Source organism: Providencia alcalifaciens, assembly GCF_915403165.1.
Classification (GTDB): Bacteria; Pseudomonadota; Gammaproteobacteria; order Enterobacterales; family Enterobacteriaceae; genus Providencia; species Providencia alcalifaciens_C.
On the sequence record NZ_OU659204.1, the window covers coordinates 3,449,712 to 3,467,745 of the forward strand.

Below are 18,034 nucleotides of genomic sequence, written 5' to 3' on the forward strand. Positions count from 1 at the left end.
CCCCCGTACCGGAGTCAAAAGATTAAACTTACTAATTTGTTGTTTTATCTAATACTTCTAATGATTAAGCTTTGTGCTGCTGCGCGATTTTGCCGATATCATTGTGTGGTCTTGCTATCACACGAGAAGTCACCACTGTGCCAACACGCTTCGCAGCTTCTACACCGGATTCGACCGCTGCGTTAACTGCACCTACATCGCCTTTTACCATGGCGGTGACGAGTCCAGAGCCCACATTTTCATAGCCGATTAGCTCGACGTTAGCGGCTTTGCACATTGCATCAGCAGCTTCGATACATGCCACTAAACCTTTGGTTTCAATTAAGCCAAGAGCTTCTTTCATAAGTAAATTTCCTATTTATTCTGCGACTTTATACTGAGAGACAATTTTCTGGATGTCGCTGTGTGGACGAGCGATAACCAAAGAGGTCACAACGGTGCCAATGCGAGATGCAGATTCAACGCCAGAATCAACCGCCGCTTTAACCGCCCCAACATCCCCTTTCACCATGGCGGTGACTAACCCAGAGCCCACATTTTCATAGCCAATCAACACCACGTTAGCGGCTTTACACATCGCATCAGCTGCTTCGATACAAGCAACTAATCCTTGTGTTTCAATAAGACCTAATGCATCACCCATATTTCCCCCGAAAACGCTATGCTTTATGTTTAATCACGATTTTGTTGATATCGTTATGTGGACGGGCGATGACTAACGAGGTCACCACTTCACCAACACGCTGTGCAGATTCAACACCGGAATCTACTGCCGCTTTTACTGCGCCAACATCACCTTTCACCATGGCAGTCACGAGACCAGAACCCACGTTTTCATAGCCGATTAGCTCGACGTTAGCGGCTTTGCACATTGCATCAGCTGCTTCAATACAAGCCACCAAACCTTTTGTTTCAATAAGTCCTAATGCATCACCCATTGTTGTTTCCTCCAAGGAAGCCGTTACGTTTTTCTCTACCCGCAGCACCTAAGAGCCATGTTCCAAAACGTTGATGCCTCTTAACTGTGAGTAAACATTTATGCCAATTGAGTCTGCGTGGTGATTAATTGAACGCAGCTTTTGGCTTCAAAATCACTATAATCCCCAAAAAATAAAACAAAATATAAATCCACATACCGAAGATAATTAGAATAAAAATCCAGAATTTATAATTCAAAGGCAGTCAATTCATACTTCCATGCTGTTAAACTGGGAAATTCACGTATCTATCTGGTGGTAGGAAAAACCATAAATGCGGATAGCAGGTTTATTGGTGGAATGGTTAACAAGATGTGATTGGGCTGATGCAAGAAGGTAATTTGGTCAATAATAAGTGTGGTTTGCCTCACGCCCGAGCATAAACCCGTGGGAGATGGGAACATCAGGAGAAAGGGAATTGCTTGTGTTTTACGATACACACCGCGTGATAGTACTGAGCACCATGCAGTAAACTCATTGTTAATGCAGTAAAAGTCGTATCAACTTGCTAGTTAAAGTTGTGCAGTAAACCAATAGGAATGAATGTGTGGATAAACGCCCAATCTGTACGGGCTATCAATCAAGCCCACTTTCTTATTTAGGCGTACAGATAAACAACGGGGAATTAATTGAACTCAAGAGTAGCGCTTTATCATTGAGTTTTTGGGCATTGATAAATAAGCCGTCATGGCTATCTGACATTTCCCGCATAAAATAATCAAAAATCACATTAGGGGATTCATCAATCGAGGAAGCACTGGCTTCCCAGTGGCTAATATTATAGTGTCGTTCAGTTGGCGAAATACGTTTGCTGGTGTATTTGAATTTGACATACCGTTGTAAATAAAGCCATCCGGCACTGGAGGTCGTATATCCCTCGACAACGATAGAGCCGTTACCGTTCGCCCCAAAATTAAAGTGAATATTACCGTTTACGTTTTCATCCTTCATATTCTCAAAACGCATAATCCCCTTGGTTGAACACGCCATTTGACCGGAGTTTTTATTGGCCAATACAACTGACTGTGTATAAATCACAACACACGCAAAGATCAGCGCACTCACGAGACATAATAGCTTTCCCGATATTTTCATTGTGGCTTCCAAGAATAATAAAAATAATTATCACAATAACTAAATGGATTGGATTCATTGGCGGCGCAATGGGCGAGAAAGACGCGCCCTAAACCATTTTTTTGTAATTTATCTCCATAAAAGAAGACAAAACGCTCTTTATCATTACACGCCAAATTTAAATTTTTTCTAACTTTATCAAAGTTTTGCACATAGTTATCAGCAACGAAAGCGTTAATCATTTTTTCATTAGATAACACATCGCAGCTGGTATGTTCTAACGTTGGCAAAATCATTGGAGCGGAGGGTTGAGATGAAAAATAGCTCATCGCCGCCAATAAAATGGAGCAACATAAAAAAGCCGCACTGGCTAGATACCAGCAAATTTCACGTTTCTGTTTTGGTAATGAATGCGGTAATTTTTCAGAAGGAGATTCAGTAGGTTTAGTCTCTAAAGAAGGTGCCAGAACCACTTCGGCTTTTTGTATTTCACTCAGGCTGTTTAATAAGTGGGTGGTATTGAGTGTCTCTGCATCGAGTAATTCCAATAAAATCTCAGAATTAAACTCTAAGCGCCCACGCGCAACGGTGACAATAATATTTTCAATACCGTATTGTCGAAATGTTTTCCTTAGCAGGCTGAGATACTGGTTTAAATTACTGTTTGATGAAACCAGACCGTTATCATCCCAAACAGCCTTCAGTACTTCATCACGAGAAACTACGCCTTTTTTTTGAATCAAATAAAATAATAGTGCATTAGCCGTAATAGACAGCTGAGCATCCACCTCATCTTTTTTTAAAGATAAAGTGCCATCAACAGCATCATAAATAATGAAGGCATTGATTTTATATTTCATTATCGTCTCATTGTATGTTTAGACGTATTTTCCCTTGGAAAACTAACCTATCTCTTCAAACGAAATTTGTGTTAACCGCTGAATGATGGCATTACGTTCTTGGCTCGATAATGTAGGACCTTCCGTTAACGCAGATAACCACAGCCCATCGGCGGCATAGCGCACTAAAGCCCCCAAATAGCCATTATCAAATGCATCACCTTGGGCTAGATGCCCTAACATCCAATCACGCCAGCATTTGCGTAATACGGGCTCTGTGGGCATAGCCAATGATAAAAGTGCGAGCTGAAAACTTTCATCGGAGTCTTTAAGCTCGCCAACGTAGTGCAAATAGGCGCGAGAAAATCGCCCATAAGGATCGGAATCATTCTCCATAATGGCGGCAATACGCACATCCATAATGTCTAATAGTTGGATAAACAATGCATGAATAAGTTCTTGTTTACTGGGGAAATGATGCATTAATCCCCCTTTGCTCACACCCGCTTCTCTGGCGACAGCATTAAGCGAAAGTGCGGCAATACCTTCTCGTCCAGCGATTATCCTAGCTGCCTTTAGCAACTCTTCTTGTCGTTTGATTGGATCTTTTTTTCTTGGATGCGCGAGTGTGTTCATGGGGATGAATAATACCGACCAGTCGGTATGTTCTATTTTGACTCGTATCAATGAAGAGAATATTGAGAGGAATTAAATACGAATAGTGTAATTGACGTCACAGTATTCTTTTTTAGCCACTAAAAATCACAAAGTTAATTTGAAAATATAAACAAATAGCGCAATAAATTCTCTGCAATTTATAATTGGAAAAATTGAATTTAACTTAATTTATTTTCAATAAATTTTTTTATGCTAAATTATTAAAGAAATTCCTATTCCAAAGAAAATATGCAAATTCGTTGTATTTTCATAACATAAGAAGAGGTTTTGATTATGTCCAATCAATATAATATCGGGGTGGTTGTTGGTAGTTTACGTGCTGACTCTTATAATCTAAAAGTCGCTAAAGCCATCACTAAATTATTCCCATCTAATTTCACCTTTAAATTTATCAACATTGCCGATTTACCTCTCTATAACCAAGAAGCCGACCAAAATGTTCCCGCGGTAGTCGCTAATTTTAAGAGCCAAATCAAAGCATCAGACGGCATTATCTTCGCAACACCGGAATATAACCGTTCAATGCCAGGTGTATTAAAGAATGCGATTGACCAAGGTTCACGTCCTTGGGGAGATAACTCATGGGATGGTATTCCTGCGGGGGTATTCGGGGTTTCAATTGGTAATATTAGCACCGCAATTGCCCAACAACATTTACGCAATAGCCTTGCATTTCTCAATATGCCGACGATGAATCAACCTGAGTGTTATTTAAAATGGTATGACGGCATGGTGGATGAGCAAGACACTATTTCCCCAAAAAGTAAGGATTTCTTGCAGCCTTGGGCAGATAACTTTGCCAAATTTGTTATCCATAATCGCGCGCGTTAATCACTGATTTTACATATAAAAAAGGCATCACCAACGTGATGCCTTATATAATAACCGTCAAACAGAACCGATATTAACGACCTGCTTTCAGCTTTTGGAAATACTCTTCATACAGAATATTGGTATTCCCCACATCGCTTTGCCATTCCCCTTTTTTCAATACCTCTTCCGATGGGTACAGAGATGGGTCATTGGCGATTTCCGTAGGCAGTAATTTTTTCGCTTCTAAGTTTGGCGTCGGATAACCGATAGACTCTGCCACTTGCGCGGCAATTTCAGGGCGTAATAAGAAATCGATAAGCTTGTGCGCCCCTTCTGCGTTCTTCGCATTCGCAGGAATAGCTAAGCTGTCCATCCAGAAAATACCACCCTCTTTTGGCCATACAACCTCAATCGGTAAGCCCGCTTGTCTTGCCACAAATGCCGAGCCGTTCCACAGCATACCGACATCCACTTCACCTTCAATATATGGGGTGGCAGGGTTGTCTGAGTTAAATGCCAGAATATTTGGGCGCAATTTTTGCAGTTCGTTATAGGCTTCTTCAATCTGCTTTGGATCCGTGGTATTGCCAGAATAGCCAAGCTTTGTCAGCGCCACTTGGAACACTTCGCGGGCATCATCCATCATCAGTAAGCTGTTTTTGTATTCCGGTTTCCAAAAGTCTGCCCATGAAGTGACGGACTTAGGATCAACCGCATCACCATTGATTCCGATCCCTGTTGCGCCCCAAATATAGGGCACTGAATAATCGTTATTTGGGTCGAATTCTTTATGGATAAGGTTTGGATCGAGATTTTTAAAGTTAGGCAGCTTTGTCTTATCAATCTTTTGCAGCATGCCTTCTTTGCTCATTTTGTCGATAAAATAAGTCGATGGCACCACTAAATCGTAAGCCCCTTCTTTATAGGTTTTCAATTTAGTGTACATGCTTTCATTGGATTCATAGGTGGAGTAAATCACCTTGATCCCAGTCTCTTTAGTAAATTGCTCTAATAAACCGGGGGGAACATATTCTGTCCAGTTATAGAAATACAGTACGTTTTTGTTATCGTCAGCGGCAGTTGCCGTGCCAATGCTTGCAGCCATTAAACCTGCGGCTAGCAGATAGGACCATTTTTTCATCACTGATTTTCCCTCAACAAAGTGCTTTTTATCTATCTTCATAGGCTCAGTTAAAGCCTACCCTCTCGCCAGATGGCATGGAAAGATTGGGTGCCAAAATGACACCCACCAAGTACAACTTAACGTTTTGATGACTTCGCAACGGCGTTTTTACCGTGTTTATCGCGCATAACCCACTGGCTTAAACAAACCAAAACCAGCGACATCAGCAACAAGACCGTTGCCAGCGCATTCACTTCAGGGGAGACCCCCACTTTAACCATTGAGTAGATTTTCAATGGTAAGATTTCATAGCTTGGTCCCGTCACAAAGGAAGAAACCACCACATCATCCATTGATAAGGTAAAGCTCAGCAGCCACCCTGCGACAATTGCAGGCAGCGCTAATGGCAGAATGATTTTCCGTAAAATGGTAAATTCCCCCGCCCCGAGATCCCGCGCCGCTTCCAACATTTTCACATCAAAATCTTTCAATCTCGCGTATACCGTCACCACCACAAAAGGTAGGCAGAAGGTGATATGTGAAAATAACAGCGACCAGAAACCTAATGAAACGCCAAGGATCATAAACAGTACCAGCAATGAAATCGCCATGACAATATCGGGGGACATCATCACCACAAACAGCATTCCACCGACAAATGGCTTGCCTCTAAAACGATAACGAAAGAGAGCAACTGCGGTTAACGTGCCGATAATTGTCGCAAACGTCGCTGAAAGTACCGCCATAGTCAATGAATGCCCTGCGGCTTCAAGCAGGCTGTCATTATTGCTCAGTAACTCATACCATTTGGTCGAAAAACCTTGCCACTGAATACCAAAACGCGATTCATTGAATGAATTCACAATTAAGATAATGATTGGAATATAAAGATACGCGTAGATGGTGGTCATAAAGCCACCACGCAAAATACGTCCTATCATTCTTCATACGCCTTTTTATTCAAAAGCTTCGCAGCTCGGTAGTACACATACAGCAGCAGCCCCATCATCACCGTGAGGAAAATACTGGTTGCCGCCCCAAACGGCCAATCGCGAATATTCAAGAACTGGCTCTTAATGACGTTACCAATCAGCAGGTTTTTCGCCCCGCCCATTAAATCCGCCACGTAGAACAGCCCCATTGCTGGCAGCAACACTAATAAGCAACCCGCAATAATACCCGGCATGGTCAATGGAATAATAATCTTCACAAAAGTTTGGCATTTATTAGCTCCCAAATCCCGCGCCGCTTCCAAGTAGGATTTATCCAGCTTTTCAATACTGGAATAGAGCGGCATCACCATAAATGGCAACAAGATATAGATTAAGCCCAATACCACCGCTTCAGGGGTGTACATCAATTTAATCGGCTTATCGATAATGCCAATCCACAGCAAAAAGTCATTCAAATACCCTTTGGTACTTAAAAACACTTTTAAGCCATAAATACGGATCAATGAGTTGGTCCAAAATGGCACAATCAGCAGAAATAGCATGAGCGGTTGGATGCGTTTAGGCAGCCTCGCCAAAATAAACGCAAAGGGGTAACCGATCACAAGACAGAAGAAGGTGGCGATTAACGCCATATTCAACGAATGCAGCATCACTTGGGCATACATCGGGTCTGACAGACGGATGTAGTTGTCCCAAGTAAATACCAGATCCACCAGATTCGTATCACTGCGCGTGAAGAAACTGGTGCCAATGATCATTATGTTTGGCAGAAAGACGAAGAGTAGCAGCCAAGCGACGACGCCCGTGATAATCACATTCTGCAAAATTTTATGCTTACGAATGATCATCCAGAACTACCTCCCAGCTTTCAACCCAAGTCACAGCAACTTTTTGGTTAAGGGAGTGGTCGACATCAGGGTCATCTTCATTGAAAAATTCGCTGACCATAATAATTTTGCCATCTTCCATCTCAACCACTGAGTCTAACGTCATGCCTTTATAGTTACGTTCTCGCACGTAACCTATCAACCCAGGGTGATTATCGGCGTCATTGACTTCTTCAACGCGTAAATCTTCAGGGCGCAATAAGACGTTTAAATGCTGGCCTTCTGTCACCGATAAATCGGTAAAAATATCGCATTCATGGCCTTCGACGTTGGCACGAATACGTTGTTCATCAATACGATGCAGTACTTTTGCATCAAAAATATTGATTTCACCGATAAATTGGGCAACAAACAGATTTTTTGGCTCTTCGTAAATTTCACGCGGCGTACCATCTTGCTCAATTTTGCCTTCACGCATCACAATGATCCGGTCAGACATGGCCAGCGCTTCTTCTTGGTCATGAGTCACAAAAATAAACGTAATCCCTAGCTTGCGCTGTAAGGCTTTCAGCTCATTTTGCATCTGTTTACGCAGCTTATAATCCAGCGCAGATAAAGACTCATCCAATAGCAGAACTTTGGGACGATTGACAACTGCACGCGCAATTGCCACGCGTTGTTGTTGACCACCCGAAAGTTGGTTCGGCATACGCTCTGCAAAATCCGCCAATTGCACCATATGCAAGGCTTGCTCCACCCGTTTTTGAATGTCCGCTTTTGGTGTTTTTTGCATGCGCAAACCAAATGCCACATTTTCAAATACGGTCATGTGTGGGAATAATGCATAGCTTTGGAAAACAGTATTCACGAAACGTTGTTCCGCAGGAATATCTGTAATGTCCTGACCATCAAGAATAATTTGACCATCATCCACATCTTCTAATCCAGCAATCAGACGTAAAACCGTCGTTTTACCACAACCAGAAGGCCCTAAAATGGTGAGGAACTCCCCATTTCGGATAGTGAGGTCAAGCTCAGAAATAATTTGTTTGCCATCAAAACCTTTATTTAAAGATTTTAATTCGACGAGTGGTGTGAGAGAAGTTGTCTCAGTCATTTATAATACACTCTATCCCTAGGAATAATGCAGATAGAACCGCCACCGTTAAAGACTGTTAAGCCCCCAGGAGAACCCCAGCAAAGCCCAAAACCAGTAGCGCCATTTTTAATAAAACAATAAGGCCAGCATAATAAACACTGTTAATGAAAATTGAAAGCCATTTTCAACACTTTGTTTGCCTTTCACTATGAATTTAAAACAAATAAAAGCGATTTATGATAAAAATAAGTGACATAGCCATATTTTTCATAGCATTGTGCTTATCTATCATTTTTCATGATAGAACAAAAAATAAAAGAAACATTAAAAGATAATTAAATTCAATATGTTAAATAAAAATCAAACCAAGCTATCGATTAAGATAACTTGTTAAAGTAAAAATAAAAATTCATTTTTATTTTATTTTCACTCTGTATTTTTCATTATCTCCAGAATGCGAACCAACCATAAATGATTAATTAATCTGCTAACCAATTAGGATATTTATGGAAAAATTGAATGCATAAAATCTAAATTAACTGCTCCGCGATAACATGAATAACAAATAGTTAAACCCAACACCCATAATTAATTTATGTGATTAGCTTCATACTTTGAATTTGAATATTAGTTTCTTGGCAAAGTTTAACCAAAGTCATATTTTCTTTTACATCCCTTTGAATATAATGGGTAATTATTCTAATTGCATTCAGACTATTATCCCTATAAACGATTATCCCGCCTGATAAAACAAGCGGCATTTAGAATAAAAAGCCTATAAATAATTTATTTCTTATATTTTCCGCTGAAATTAATATGTGAGTGAGCAAAATGGCTAATAAAGAGTTTTTTTACCAAGAACTTTATCCGTTATCTGAGGATAAAACCGAATATTACCAAGTCTCTGATAAATATGTTTCTGTAGAGCAATTTGCTGGGAAGCAAATGTTAAAAATTGAGCCAGAGGCTTTAACTTTTCTTGCTGAACATGCAATTTATGAATCCCAGTTCTTTTTAAGACCTGCCCACCAAAAACAAGTGGCGGCTATCTTGCAAGATCCTGAAGCGAGCGAGAATGACAAGTATGTCGCCCTACAATTACTGCGTAACGCCGAGATTTCTGCGAAAGGTATTCTGCCAAACTGTCAGGATACGGGAACTGTTGCCGTAGTCGGGAAAAAAGGCCAACAAGTTTGGACTGGCAGTGATGACGAAGAATACCTCTCTCGAGGCATTTATAACGTTTTCCAACACGAAAACCTGCGTTTTTCGCAAAATGCCCCGCTGGATATGTTCAACGAAGTCAATACAGGTACGAACTTACCAGCGCAATTTGACATTTTTGCCACCACAGGTGATGAATACCATTTCTTGTTTGTTAACAAAGGCGGCGGCTCTGCAAATAAATCTGCCCTTTATCAAGAAACTAAAGCAACGCTGACCCCGGCTAAGTTGAAAAACTTCTTAATTGAGAAAATGAGAAACTTAGGGACAACCGCTTGCCCACCTTATCATATCGCATTCGTTATCGGCGGTACTTCTGCAGAAACCACGCTGAAAACAGCCAAACTGGCTTCAGCAAAATACTATGACAACCTGCCAACGACAGGTAATGAGTATGGCCGTGCGTTCCGTGATATTGAGCTAGAAAATGAGTTATTAGAAGCATCACGCCATCTCGGCTTTGGTGCGCAATTTGGCGGCAAATACTTTGCCCACGATGTGCGTGTTATTCGCTTGCCTCGCCATGGTGCTTCTTGCCCGATCGGTTTAGCCATTTCTTGCTCTGCTGACCGCAATATCAAAGCAAAAATCACCAAGGACGGATTGTGGTTGGAGAAAATGGAACATAATCCAGCGCAATATATTCCTGAATCGATGCGTCATCAGACAGAAGGGAACGTGGTTCATATCGACCTCAACCGCCCAATGAAAGATATTTTGGCCGAGTTGAGTAAACACCCTGTGTCGACCCGTGTATCCCTCAGTGGTCCACTGATCATCGCTCGCGATATCGCCCATACCAAGCTCAAAGAGCGCTTAGATAATGGTGAAGAGCTACCACAGTACTTTAAAGATCATATGGTCTATTACGCAGGCCCTGCGAAAAAACCTGAAGATATGGTATCGGGTTCTTTAGGCCCAACGACCGGAAACCGTATGGACCCATACGTTGATCTATTCCAATCCCACGGCGCTAGCATGTTGATGTTAGCAAAAGGCAACCGAACTCAAGCCGTGACCGATGCGTGTAAAAAACACGGCGGTTTTTATCTTGGTAGCATTGGTGGCTCCGCAGCAATTTTGGCGCAAGAATTTGTGAAAAGCTTAAATTGCCTCGAATACCCAGAGTTAGGTATGGAAGCCGTATGGAAAATGGAAGTAGAAGGGTTGCCGGCCTTTATTCTGGTCGATGACAAAGGCAATAACTTCTTTGATATTGTGCAAAAAGAAGCCTGCAATAAATGTGTTAAATAATCACCTAGTGCAATAAATCTTCCCCATCATTGCCTACTTTACTCACATTAAAGTAGGCAATTTTTTGTTTAACGCTTTTTATCTTCAGTCATTATGCACGGGTAATTGATGAGTTACACAGTGTATCCCACCACCACCCGCTGCGATGACATCAATATTTAGCATGATAATGTCTCGGTCTGGGTATAGCATTTTAAGGAGCTGCTTCGCATCATGATCCGCCTGCTTGTCCCCAAATTCAGGCGCAATAACGGCACCATTGATGACAAAGTAATTAATGTAACCCGCGGCAAAATCAGGGTTATGTTGGCTAAAACGAGTTTGGCGCAGAGTACTAGGTGGCGACACCGTATAAATTTTCAGTTTTCGTCCGTCAGCATCCGTCGCATTTTCTAAAATGTCCATATGCTTGCGCGTGACTTCATAATCAAAGGAGTCCGAATCATTATCGAGATTGATCAAAACAACCCCTGGTTTCACAAAACGCGCGTAGAAATCGACATGTGCATCCGTTATATCTTTTCCTTTAATGCCAGGCAACCAGATGATTTTACGTAATCCTAATGCTTTTTTTAGCTCTTCCTCTATTTTATCTCGAGTTAAATTAGGGTTGCGATTATCATTTACCCAACTACTTTCCGTCATCATCCCAGTTCCATGACCATCAACCTCAATCCCGCCACCCTCTCCAGTTAAGCGACTGATTAATGGGGTCATCACGCCAAAATGCTGCGCTTGAAATTTTGCCAATTGGGCATCGTTATCATGTTGCTGCTTATTGCCCCAACCATTGAAATTAAAATCAACGGCATTGAGCTCCCCTTTGGGATTAACCACAAAATTAGCTCCGATATCACGCATCCATATATCATCGAGCTCTGTCGTGATAAAACGCGTATTTTGGCTACCACACATTTCCTCAGCTAACTGACGCTCATTTTCTCGACAAAAAACCACCACTTGCTGGTAATTAGCAATCGCTCTGGCAATGCTCCCTAATGTTATTTGCACATCTGTAGTGAATTTTCCCCAAATGGCTTTTTGGGCACCGAAGGCAATGAAAGCACACTGCTGTAATTCCCCTTCATCTGGCATCATTCCCTGTTTTTCACTCCGCGTATTTCCTATTGCAACCGGTGATATGCCAAAAGAGACTGCAACGCCTATGGCACTAATGACTGAGGTTTGTCGGATAAACTGACGACGAGTCGGCATACTGGGTTCCTTAATTCTCATTATGATAAGTAATACTATTCAGTGATTTTCAATACACCTATCTTAATTCCCTTGATAGCCATAAAACTAACGATATAATTAGCGCACAACTGATTAGATGAGCTTATCAAGCATGCTAAAATATTGGCCACCATTAAATGCATTACGCGGGTTTGAAGCGGCCGCCCGATTGGGAAGTTTCCATCAAGCTGCAGCGCAATTGCATGTCACACAATCTGCAATTAGTCAGCAAATTCGTAGTTTAGAAAGCCAGCTCGGGCAGCCACTATTTATTCGACAAGGACGCAGTGTCACGCTCACGGATGCCGGACAGGATTTTTACAATAGCGTTCAGGATACATTGAAACAATTAGCGATTGGCGTTCGCCGGCTCGATCAGTATCGAAAATCTAACCAACTTATTGTGAACACAACGCCTGCATTTGCTCGTCACTGGCTATTACCTCGACTAGGACAGTTTCAACAACGATACCCTGACATTGATATTTGGTTATTCACTACCTATGACGTACCAAATATGGAAATGGAAACCATTGATATCACGATCCGTGATGACCTAGCCATACAAAATGAATGTACTTTTGAAGTGTTATATCAAGATAGTCTCTACCCAGCTTGCCACCCTAGCCTACTTGGTGCTAAATCGCCTTTAACACTACACGGCGAGCGAGAGATGGATTGGAATAACTGGATTATTGGCGGTGGTGAACCGGTTGGACAATCACAAAGAGGGGTTAATTTTTCAGACCCTAGCCTGTTATTAGATGCAGTTAGCCAAGGATTGGGGATCGGATTAGTCAGCCAATTACTCGCTGCACACGCTCTAAATTCAGGGCAATTAATTCCACTCACAGAGCAGCGCGTAACAGGCGCTAAATGGGCATGGTTAATTCATAAAGACGCTGAACACAACCCGTTAACACAATATTTCCGCCAATGGTTAACAGCCGAAATGGCAACATGTTCAGCGCAAAGCGAATAAAACCTTGGGCCTTTTGCATACTGCGCCCAAGGTCTTTTCAATTTATTTATCAACGACAACGTTCTTATTCACCACATCCTGCTCGCTATTGCCTACCATCAACGCAAATTTGCTAATCGGGTCAGTGCTGTAAGCGTACAGGCGTTTTAGTGCATAAGGATTATCACCGAGCTTTACCTTACCTTGGATGGTGGACACCGCAATATGTAAGCCCGCTTCTTTTGCCGCATTAATCGCCGTTTGGTTATAGGCACCGAATGGGTAGGCCAAATAACGCTGGTCTCTTTCGAATTTTGCCAAAACTTTCATTGAACGTTTAAAATCCAGCATAATTGTATGCTCTTTACGGCTAAAGATAATTGGGTTATTTCGGTTATCTAAGCGATGTAAAAAGTGCGTATGGGATTGAATATTGAAAACATCTTGGCTCTCTTTAATTTCCTGCTTACTCATAAATTGCAGAGAATCTGGATCCCATTTTTGTGGCTGAGTTTTGATGCGCGAAGAGATGACAAATAGCGTCGCCTGTTGCTGGTTATCTCTTAAAATAGGCAATGCATAGCGATAAACGGATTTAAGCCCGTCATCAAACGTGAGTACCACGGCACGCCCTGGTAAATTCGTATTCTTATTTAAATAACCTTCCACATCTTCGAGTGATAATGTTTGATACCCCATCTCTTTGAGGTAATTCATTTGCTCACGAAAAGCATCAACCGAGGTTGTCGTCGAAGTATGACGAAAGTTTTTATTTTCACTGTCTTCGAGAATATGGTGATAAGTAAAAATAGGGATGCCTTTATCAATCGCCACATCATCTAAACGAACATAACCCAGACGATCCCCGAGACGAATGGTTAGCCATGAGGTTTTGTCCCCATCTTCATCAGTTTTGATCATCCGAGCCAATACTGGATAGCGTAAATTTTCCCATAAGGAGGCGATTTGCCGAGAATCTTCATCAGTTGCACTGAATACCGGCGTTTTTTGGCTCGTAATCAAATAATCATAAACCGGGTTTTTAAGATCGTTTAAACGGTCATCTTCAGGGACATATCGAGGCTTCTTTTTGGATATCTGAGTGCTTTTAACATAAGCGAAATCATTACCAAACTGTAGGGCATTATAGTCACCATTTGGACTATAGGCGTAAAAGCCATTGTCTGGATTAATCTCTCCAACAATACGCATTTGACCGCCTACAATAGCAAAGATGTTTTCTGGCGCTTTTGTCTGAATCAATTTAGGAGGCACATCCACCAGCTCCCAATTGTCAAGATTGATAGCTTTTGAACCGCTGATAATTAAATTATTACTTTTTATATCCGCAGCATGTGAAACAGAAAAAAGATTAACGAAAAAGGTCAAAAATAGAAAAAGTACTCGATTAGACATGTCCTTTCCACTCAGTATCACCAATACACCGCGCCAGTTTAAACCGACTTACAATTTAACCCTATACCCTGATAAAAATATTTTTGCATGGCAAAGCCACGATAATATTTCCGTGGCTGTTGTTATAGATAATTTGTATAAGGTAACTGTATATGGCATTCAATGAACACTGAGCGAGTTAAAACCTTTCAATTAAATGAAAAATCAATTTATCAAATTATTAACAATAAAATAAATAGTCTTAAAATAACGTATTTAAAAAGAAATAAACTCTACTTTTGTCCGTAATACGCATTTTTTCCATGTTTACGTAAATAATGCTTATCCAGTAATACTTTCTGCATATCATCAATTTGAGGTGTCAATTGACGCGTAAATAAATTCATATAAGCAATCTCTTCCAACACCACTGCATTGTGTACCGCATTGTGAGCATCTTTGCCCCAAGCGAAAGGACCGTGGCTATGGACTAATACCGCAGGAATATCCTTTGCAGAAATTCCGAGCTGTTTAAATGTTTCAATAATCACATGCCCAGTTTCTCTCTCATATTCACCCGCAATCTCGCTTTCTGTCATTTTACGGGTACAAGGTATTTCACCATAAAAATAATCGGCATGTGTGGTCCCTAATGCGCTTAGCGGTAAGCCAGCTTGTGCCCAAATGGTTGCATGGCGCGAATGAGTATGAACAATACCCCCAATCTCAGGAAAGGCTTGATATAGCGCTAAGTGAGTGTCGGTGTCTGAAGAAGGCTTATATTTTCCTTCGATGACTTCACCGGTAGTTAATGAAACGACCACCATGTCATCCGCTTTCATGGTTTCATAATCCACCCCTGAAGGTTTAATCACCATCAAACCGGCGTCTCGGTCAACCCCACTCACATTACCCCACGTAAACGTCACTAGCTTATGTTTAGGTAACTCAAGATTCGCCTCAAATACTTGCTGTTTTAATGTCTCCAGCATGATTACCTCCCTAGGTGTAAAAAGATGGCGTGAATACGATATGAAAATAGCGAGTCATATCAACGACAAGGTTCTCTTTTATTCTCTATTTGCTGTCGATGAATAGACGTTGTTCTGATTATTAAGGTAAACAGATTTAGCTGAATAAAAAAGCCCGACACTTTACAAACCATTAACAAAACAACACAAGTCAGTCAAACTCGGTCATAACCGGACTAATTCAAACAAAAATACGCCTAGAAAAAATGCCCGAATATGTGAAAGTTGATTAATACCTCATCTGGTTTCTGACTGTATACCGCCATATTTAGTGATCTAATTAACGATAAAAATGAAAGATAAAATATTTGTTTCATACAAACGTGACGAACAACTCTATAAATAGCTTTGTTTGTTTCTATCCGTTATTACATGAGTCGAATCACGACAAAAAAAATTCAGCACTGGCAGACTATTTATCGTGGAAAGAATGTTTATCGCGGAAAGAATAGATGCCATGGGCTGAATAGGAGTTTTGAGATGCTACAAGCTGAACGCCACCGATTAATTTGCTCCCATGTTTCTCAACATGGTTCAGCGTTAGTGCGCGATTTAGCCCAGCTTTGTCACGTTTCTCAAGAAACTATTCGCCGAGATTTAACGGTATTAGAACGTGAAAAACGTTTAATTCGTAGTTTTGGCGGTGCGGTTGCCACTGAGCAGGATGAAAGCCCGGTACTGAATGTGATGCCCTCTTCGGTCAAACTCAGTCAAATGGTCGATGGTGCAGAATCCTTTCGTAAAAGAACGGAAGAGAACCCAGATGCGAAAATGAAAATCGCCAAAGCAGCGTTGAAGTTTATTCAGCCAGGTGACTGCATCATGATGGATAACAGCAGCACATGCTGGTTTCTAGCAAGACAAATACCCGATATCGATATTACGGTGGTCACCAACTCCGTCAAAATCATTCAAGCATTAGCATGTCGAGATCGTGTTCGCGTCATTGGTATTGGTGGAGAATATTCAGAACGCCATGATGATTTTCATGGTCCCATTTCTGAAAGTATTATCCGTAGCTTTCAAATTAAAACGTTATTTTTATCATGCCAAGGATTCAATATTGAAACTGGCGTTCGAGATGGCAGTGAAGTTAATGCCAAATTAAAAAATATTATGATTCAGGTTTCCGAGAATTGTGTGTTATTAGCGGATAACAATAAATTAGATCAATACGCTTTTAGCCAGGTTTGTACCTTAAATGATATTAACGTGTTAATTACCAATAAACTTAATGATAAAAATTTCAAGCAAGTATTTCCAAAATTAAACATTATTGAGTGTGATAAATAGTATTCAGTGTAATAAATAGTATTTATATCGATGATAGTCCCAGCGTAACTAAGTGAGTAAATTAAGCAATTTGTTTTTATTTTAAATAATCGAATTACACCAGGCAGCAAAGAAACCTATTAATTAAATTAACGATTAATAGAAATTAATTATATCTATCCGATTAAACAAAACATTAACCCTATGTTGATGAGCATGGCTATATCTGCACATCATCCCTGAGGAATATAACGATGAATATGAAAAAATTAGTTTTACCTTGCTTAATGGGTGCCGCACTGTTTTCCAACATGGCGATGGCTGAATCACAGAAAGCACAAAAGCCATTTACCATGGGTGTCGTGGTGAAAGTGGGGGGAATTCCTTGGTTTAACGTCATGGAGCAAGGGATCACCGAAGAAGGTAAAAAACTCGGCGTGAATGCATTCCAAGTGGGTCCAACTACTGCTGACCCTGCGGAGCAAGTTCGTGCAATTGAAGATTTAATCGCGAAGAAAGTCGATGTTATCGGCGTTGTTCCTAACGATGCAAAAGTCCTTGAGCCAGTTTTAAAACGCGCTCAAGAAGCAGGTATCAAAGTGATTACTCACGAATCCCCAGATCAAAAAAATGCGGATTGGGATTTCGAATTACTGGATACCCAAAGCATGGGCGCTAACCATATGAAAGATATGGCTGCATGTATGGGTGAAGAAGGTAAATACGCCATGTTCGTGGGCAGCCTGACTGTACCACTCGTCAACGAATGGGCTGATGCGGCTATCGCTTACCAAAAAGCGCACTATCCAAAAATGCAAATGGTCGATGACCGCTTTGGTGTCGCGGAATCCGTTGATGATTCTATGCGTACCACAAACGACTTGCTATCTAAACATAAAGATCTCAAAGGTATCATGTCATTTGGTTCCCAAGGGCCTATCGGTGCGGGTCGAGCTATCGACAAACGTCGTAAAAATGCAGAAACCTGTGTCTTCGGTACATTTACACCGGGCCAAGGCATCAAATTGTTAGAAAAAGGCGCGATTGACGGCGGCTATATCTCTAACCCGAAAGTGGCTGGTCAAGTTTTCGTACAAGTCGCGACGGCAATGATGAATGGCGAAGAGATCAAAACTGGCGTCAGCATCGGTGATATGGGTGAGATTAAAGTGAGTGGCAACACCATCCTCAGCGACAACCCAGTTAATCTGAATATTGAAAACACCAAAAAGCTGGTTGAAGTCGGTCTGTAATTTCGCACTACATAATAAAAATACG

General features: G+C 41.2%; 18 protein-coding genes. 5 read left to right on the plus strand and 13 right to left on the minus strand.

Translation table 11 applies throughout. The features are described 5' to 3' along the window. Positions 1–64: 64 nt before the first annotated feature. The 6 genes from LDO73_RS15715 to LDO73_RS15740 all read right to left on the minus strand — a co-directional run bounded on the left by LDO73_RS15715 (position 65) and on the right by LDO73_RS15740 (position 3,526). Positions 65–343 carry a BMC domain-containing protein gene (locus tag LDO73_RS15715; RefSeq protein WP_006658501.1) on the minus strand — a complete coding sequence of 93 codons (279 nt, stop codon included), beginning with the start codon at positions 341–343 and terminating at the stop codon, positions 65–67. Positions 344–358: 15 nt separating this feature from the next. Then, a complete protein-coding gene (locus LDO73_RS15720) occupies positions 359–643 on the minus strand; it encodes a BMC domain-containing protein (RefSeq protein ID WP_006658500.1) in 285 nt (94 codons plus the stop codon). 16 nt (positions 644–659) lie between these two features. Continuing rightward, on the minus strand, positions 660–938 hold the full coding sequence (locus LDO73_RS15725; protein WP_004249182.1) for a BMC domain-containing protein: 279 nt from the start codon (positions 936–938) through the stop codon (positions 660–662). A gap of 633 nt (positions 939–1,571) precedes the next feature. Then, on the minus strand, positions 1,572–2,072 hold the full coding sequence (locus LDO73_RS15730; RefSeq protein ID WP_224059275.1) for a FidL-like protein: 501 nt from the start codon (positions 2,070–2,072) through the stop codon (positions 1,572–1,574). After that, positions 2,069–2,911, minus strand: a complete 843-nt coding sequence (locus LDO73_RS15735) for a transcriptional regulator (RefSeq protein ID WP_224059276.1) — start codon at positions 2,909–2,911, stop codon at positions 2,069–2,071. Before LDO73_RS15735 ends, LDO73_RS15730 begins: the two co-directional genes overlap by 4 nt. A 42-nt stretch (positions 2,912–2,953) precedes the next feature. After that, a complete protein-coding gene (locus tag LDO73_RS15740) occupies positions 2,954–3,526 on the minus strand; it encodes a TetR/AcrR family transcriptional regulator (protein WP_224059277.1) in 573 nt (190 codons plus the stop codon). Between the two features lie 315 nt (positions 3,527–3,841). Between LDO73_RS15740 and LDO73_RS15745 the strand changes: the two genes are divergently transcribed. Further along, positions 3,842–4,399 (plus strand): NADPH-dependent FMN reductase, encoded by a 558-nt coding sequence (locus LDO73_RS15745; RefSeq protein ID WP_224059279.1) that lies wholly within the window; start codon positions 3,842–3,844, stop codon positions 4,397–4,399. Between the two features lie 73 nt (positions 4,400–4,472). Here LDO73_RS15745 and potD read toward each other — a convergent pair whose 3' ends face one another. The 4 genes from potD to potA all read right to left on the minus strand — a co-directional run bounded on the left by potD (position 4,473) and on the right by potA (position 8,401). Further along, on the minus strand, positions 4,473–5,522 hold the full coding sequence (gene potD / locus LDO73_RS15750) for a spermidine/putrescine ABC transporter substrate-binding protein PotD (protein WP_224059281.1): 1,050 nt from the start codon (positions 5,520–5,522) through the stop codon (positions 4,473–4,475). Positions 5,523–5,641: 119 nt separating this feature from the next. After that, a complete protein-coding gene (potC, locus tag LDO73_RS15755) occupies positions 5,642–6,445 on the minus strand; it encodes a spermidine/putrescine ABC transporter permease PotC (protein WP_036949236.1) in 804 nt (267 codons plus the stop codon). Then, a complete protein-coding gene (potB, locus tag LDO73_RS15760; protein ID WP_224059283.1) occupies positions 6,442–7,305 on the minus strand; it encodes a spermidine/putrescine ABC transporter permease PotB in 864 nt (287 codons plus the stop codon). The genes potC and potB overlap by 4 nt, the downstream gene beginning before the upstream one ends. After that, entirely contained in the window at positions 7,292–8,401 is a 1,110-nt protein-coding gene (gene potA, locus LDO73_RS15765; RefSeq protein WP_006658491.1) for a spermidine/putrescine ABC transporter ATP-binding protein PotA, read from the minus strand. The genes potB and potA overlap by 14 nt, the downstream gene beginning before the upstream one ends. An 813-nt stretch (positions 8,402–9,214) precedes the next feature. Here potA and LDO73_RS15770 point away from each other — a divergent pair. Then, complete coding sequence (locus LDO73_RS15770) at positions 9,215–10,861, plus strand: fumarate hydratase (protein ID WP_224059286.1); 1,647 nt, start codon at positions 9,215–9,217, stop codon at positions 10,859–10,861. Between the two features lie 84 nt (positions 10,862–10,945). Here the strand turns inward: LDO73_RS15770 and LDO73_RS15775 are convergent, their stop codons facing one another. Continuing rightward, the gene (locus LDO73_RS15775; RefSeq protein ID WP_224059288.1) at positions 10,946–12,076 is read right to left on the minus strand and encodes an agmatine deiminase family protein; all 1,131 of its coding nucleotides are present in this window, start codon (positions 12,074–12,076) and stop codon (positions 10,946–10,948) included. Positions 12,077–12,209: 133 nt separating this feature from the next. On the opposite strand from LDO73_RS15775, the gene LDO73_RS15780 reads away from it, so the two are divergent. Next, positions 12,210–13,079: a LysR substrate-binding domain-containing protein gene (locus LDO73_RS15780; RefSeq protein WP_224059290.1), complete on the plus strand. Its 870-nt coding sequence runs from the start codon at positions 12,210–12,212 to the stop codon at positions 13,077–13,079. Between the two features lie 42 nt (positions 13,080–13,121). Here the strand turns inward: LDO73_RS15780 and LDO73_RS15785 are convergent, their stop codons facing one another. After that, the gene (locus LDO73_RS15785) at positions 13,122–14,474 is read right to left on the minus strand and encodes a polysaccharide deacetylase family protein (protein WP_224059292.1); all 1,353 of its coding nucleotides are present in this window, start codon (positions 14,472–14,474) and stop codon (positions 13,122–13,124) included. A 272-nt stretch (positions 14,475–14,746) separates the two neighbouring features. After that, positions 14,747–15,445, minus strand: coding sequence for an L-ribulose-5-phosphate 4-epimerase (araD, locus tag LDO73_RS15790; protein ID WP_224059293.1), 699 nt, complete (start codon positions 15,443–15,445; stop codon positions 14,747–14,749). Between the two features lie 519 nt (positions 15,446–15,964). Between araD and LDO73_RS15795 the strand changes: the two genes are divergently transcribed. Then, complete coding sequence (locus tag LDO73_RS15795; RefSeq protein WP_165906944.1) at positions 15,965–16,777, plus strand: DeoR/GlpR family DNA-binding transcription regulator; 813 nt, start codon at positions 15,965–15,967, stop codon at positions 16,775–16,777. Positions 16,778–17,016: 239 nt separating this feature from the next. Beyond that, positions 17,017–18,009, plus strand: coding sequence for a substrate-binding domain-containing protein (locus LDO73_RS15800; RefSeq protein WP_224061201.1), 993 nt, complete (start codon positions 17,017–17,019; stop codon positions 18,007–18,009). Positions 18,010–18,034 lie beyond the last annotated feature (25 nt).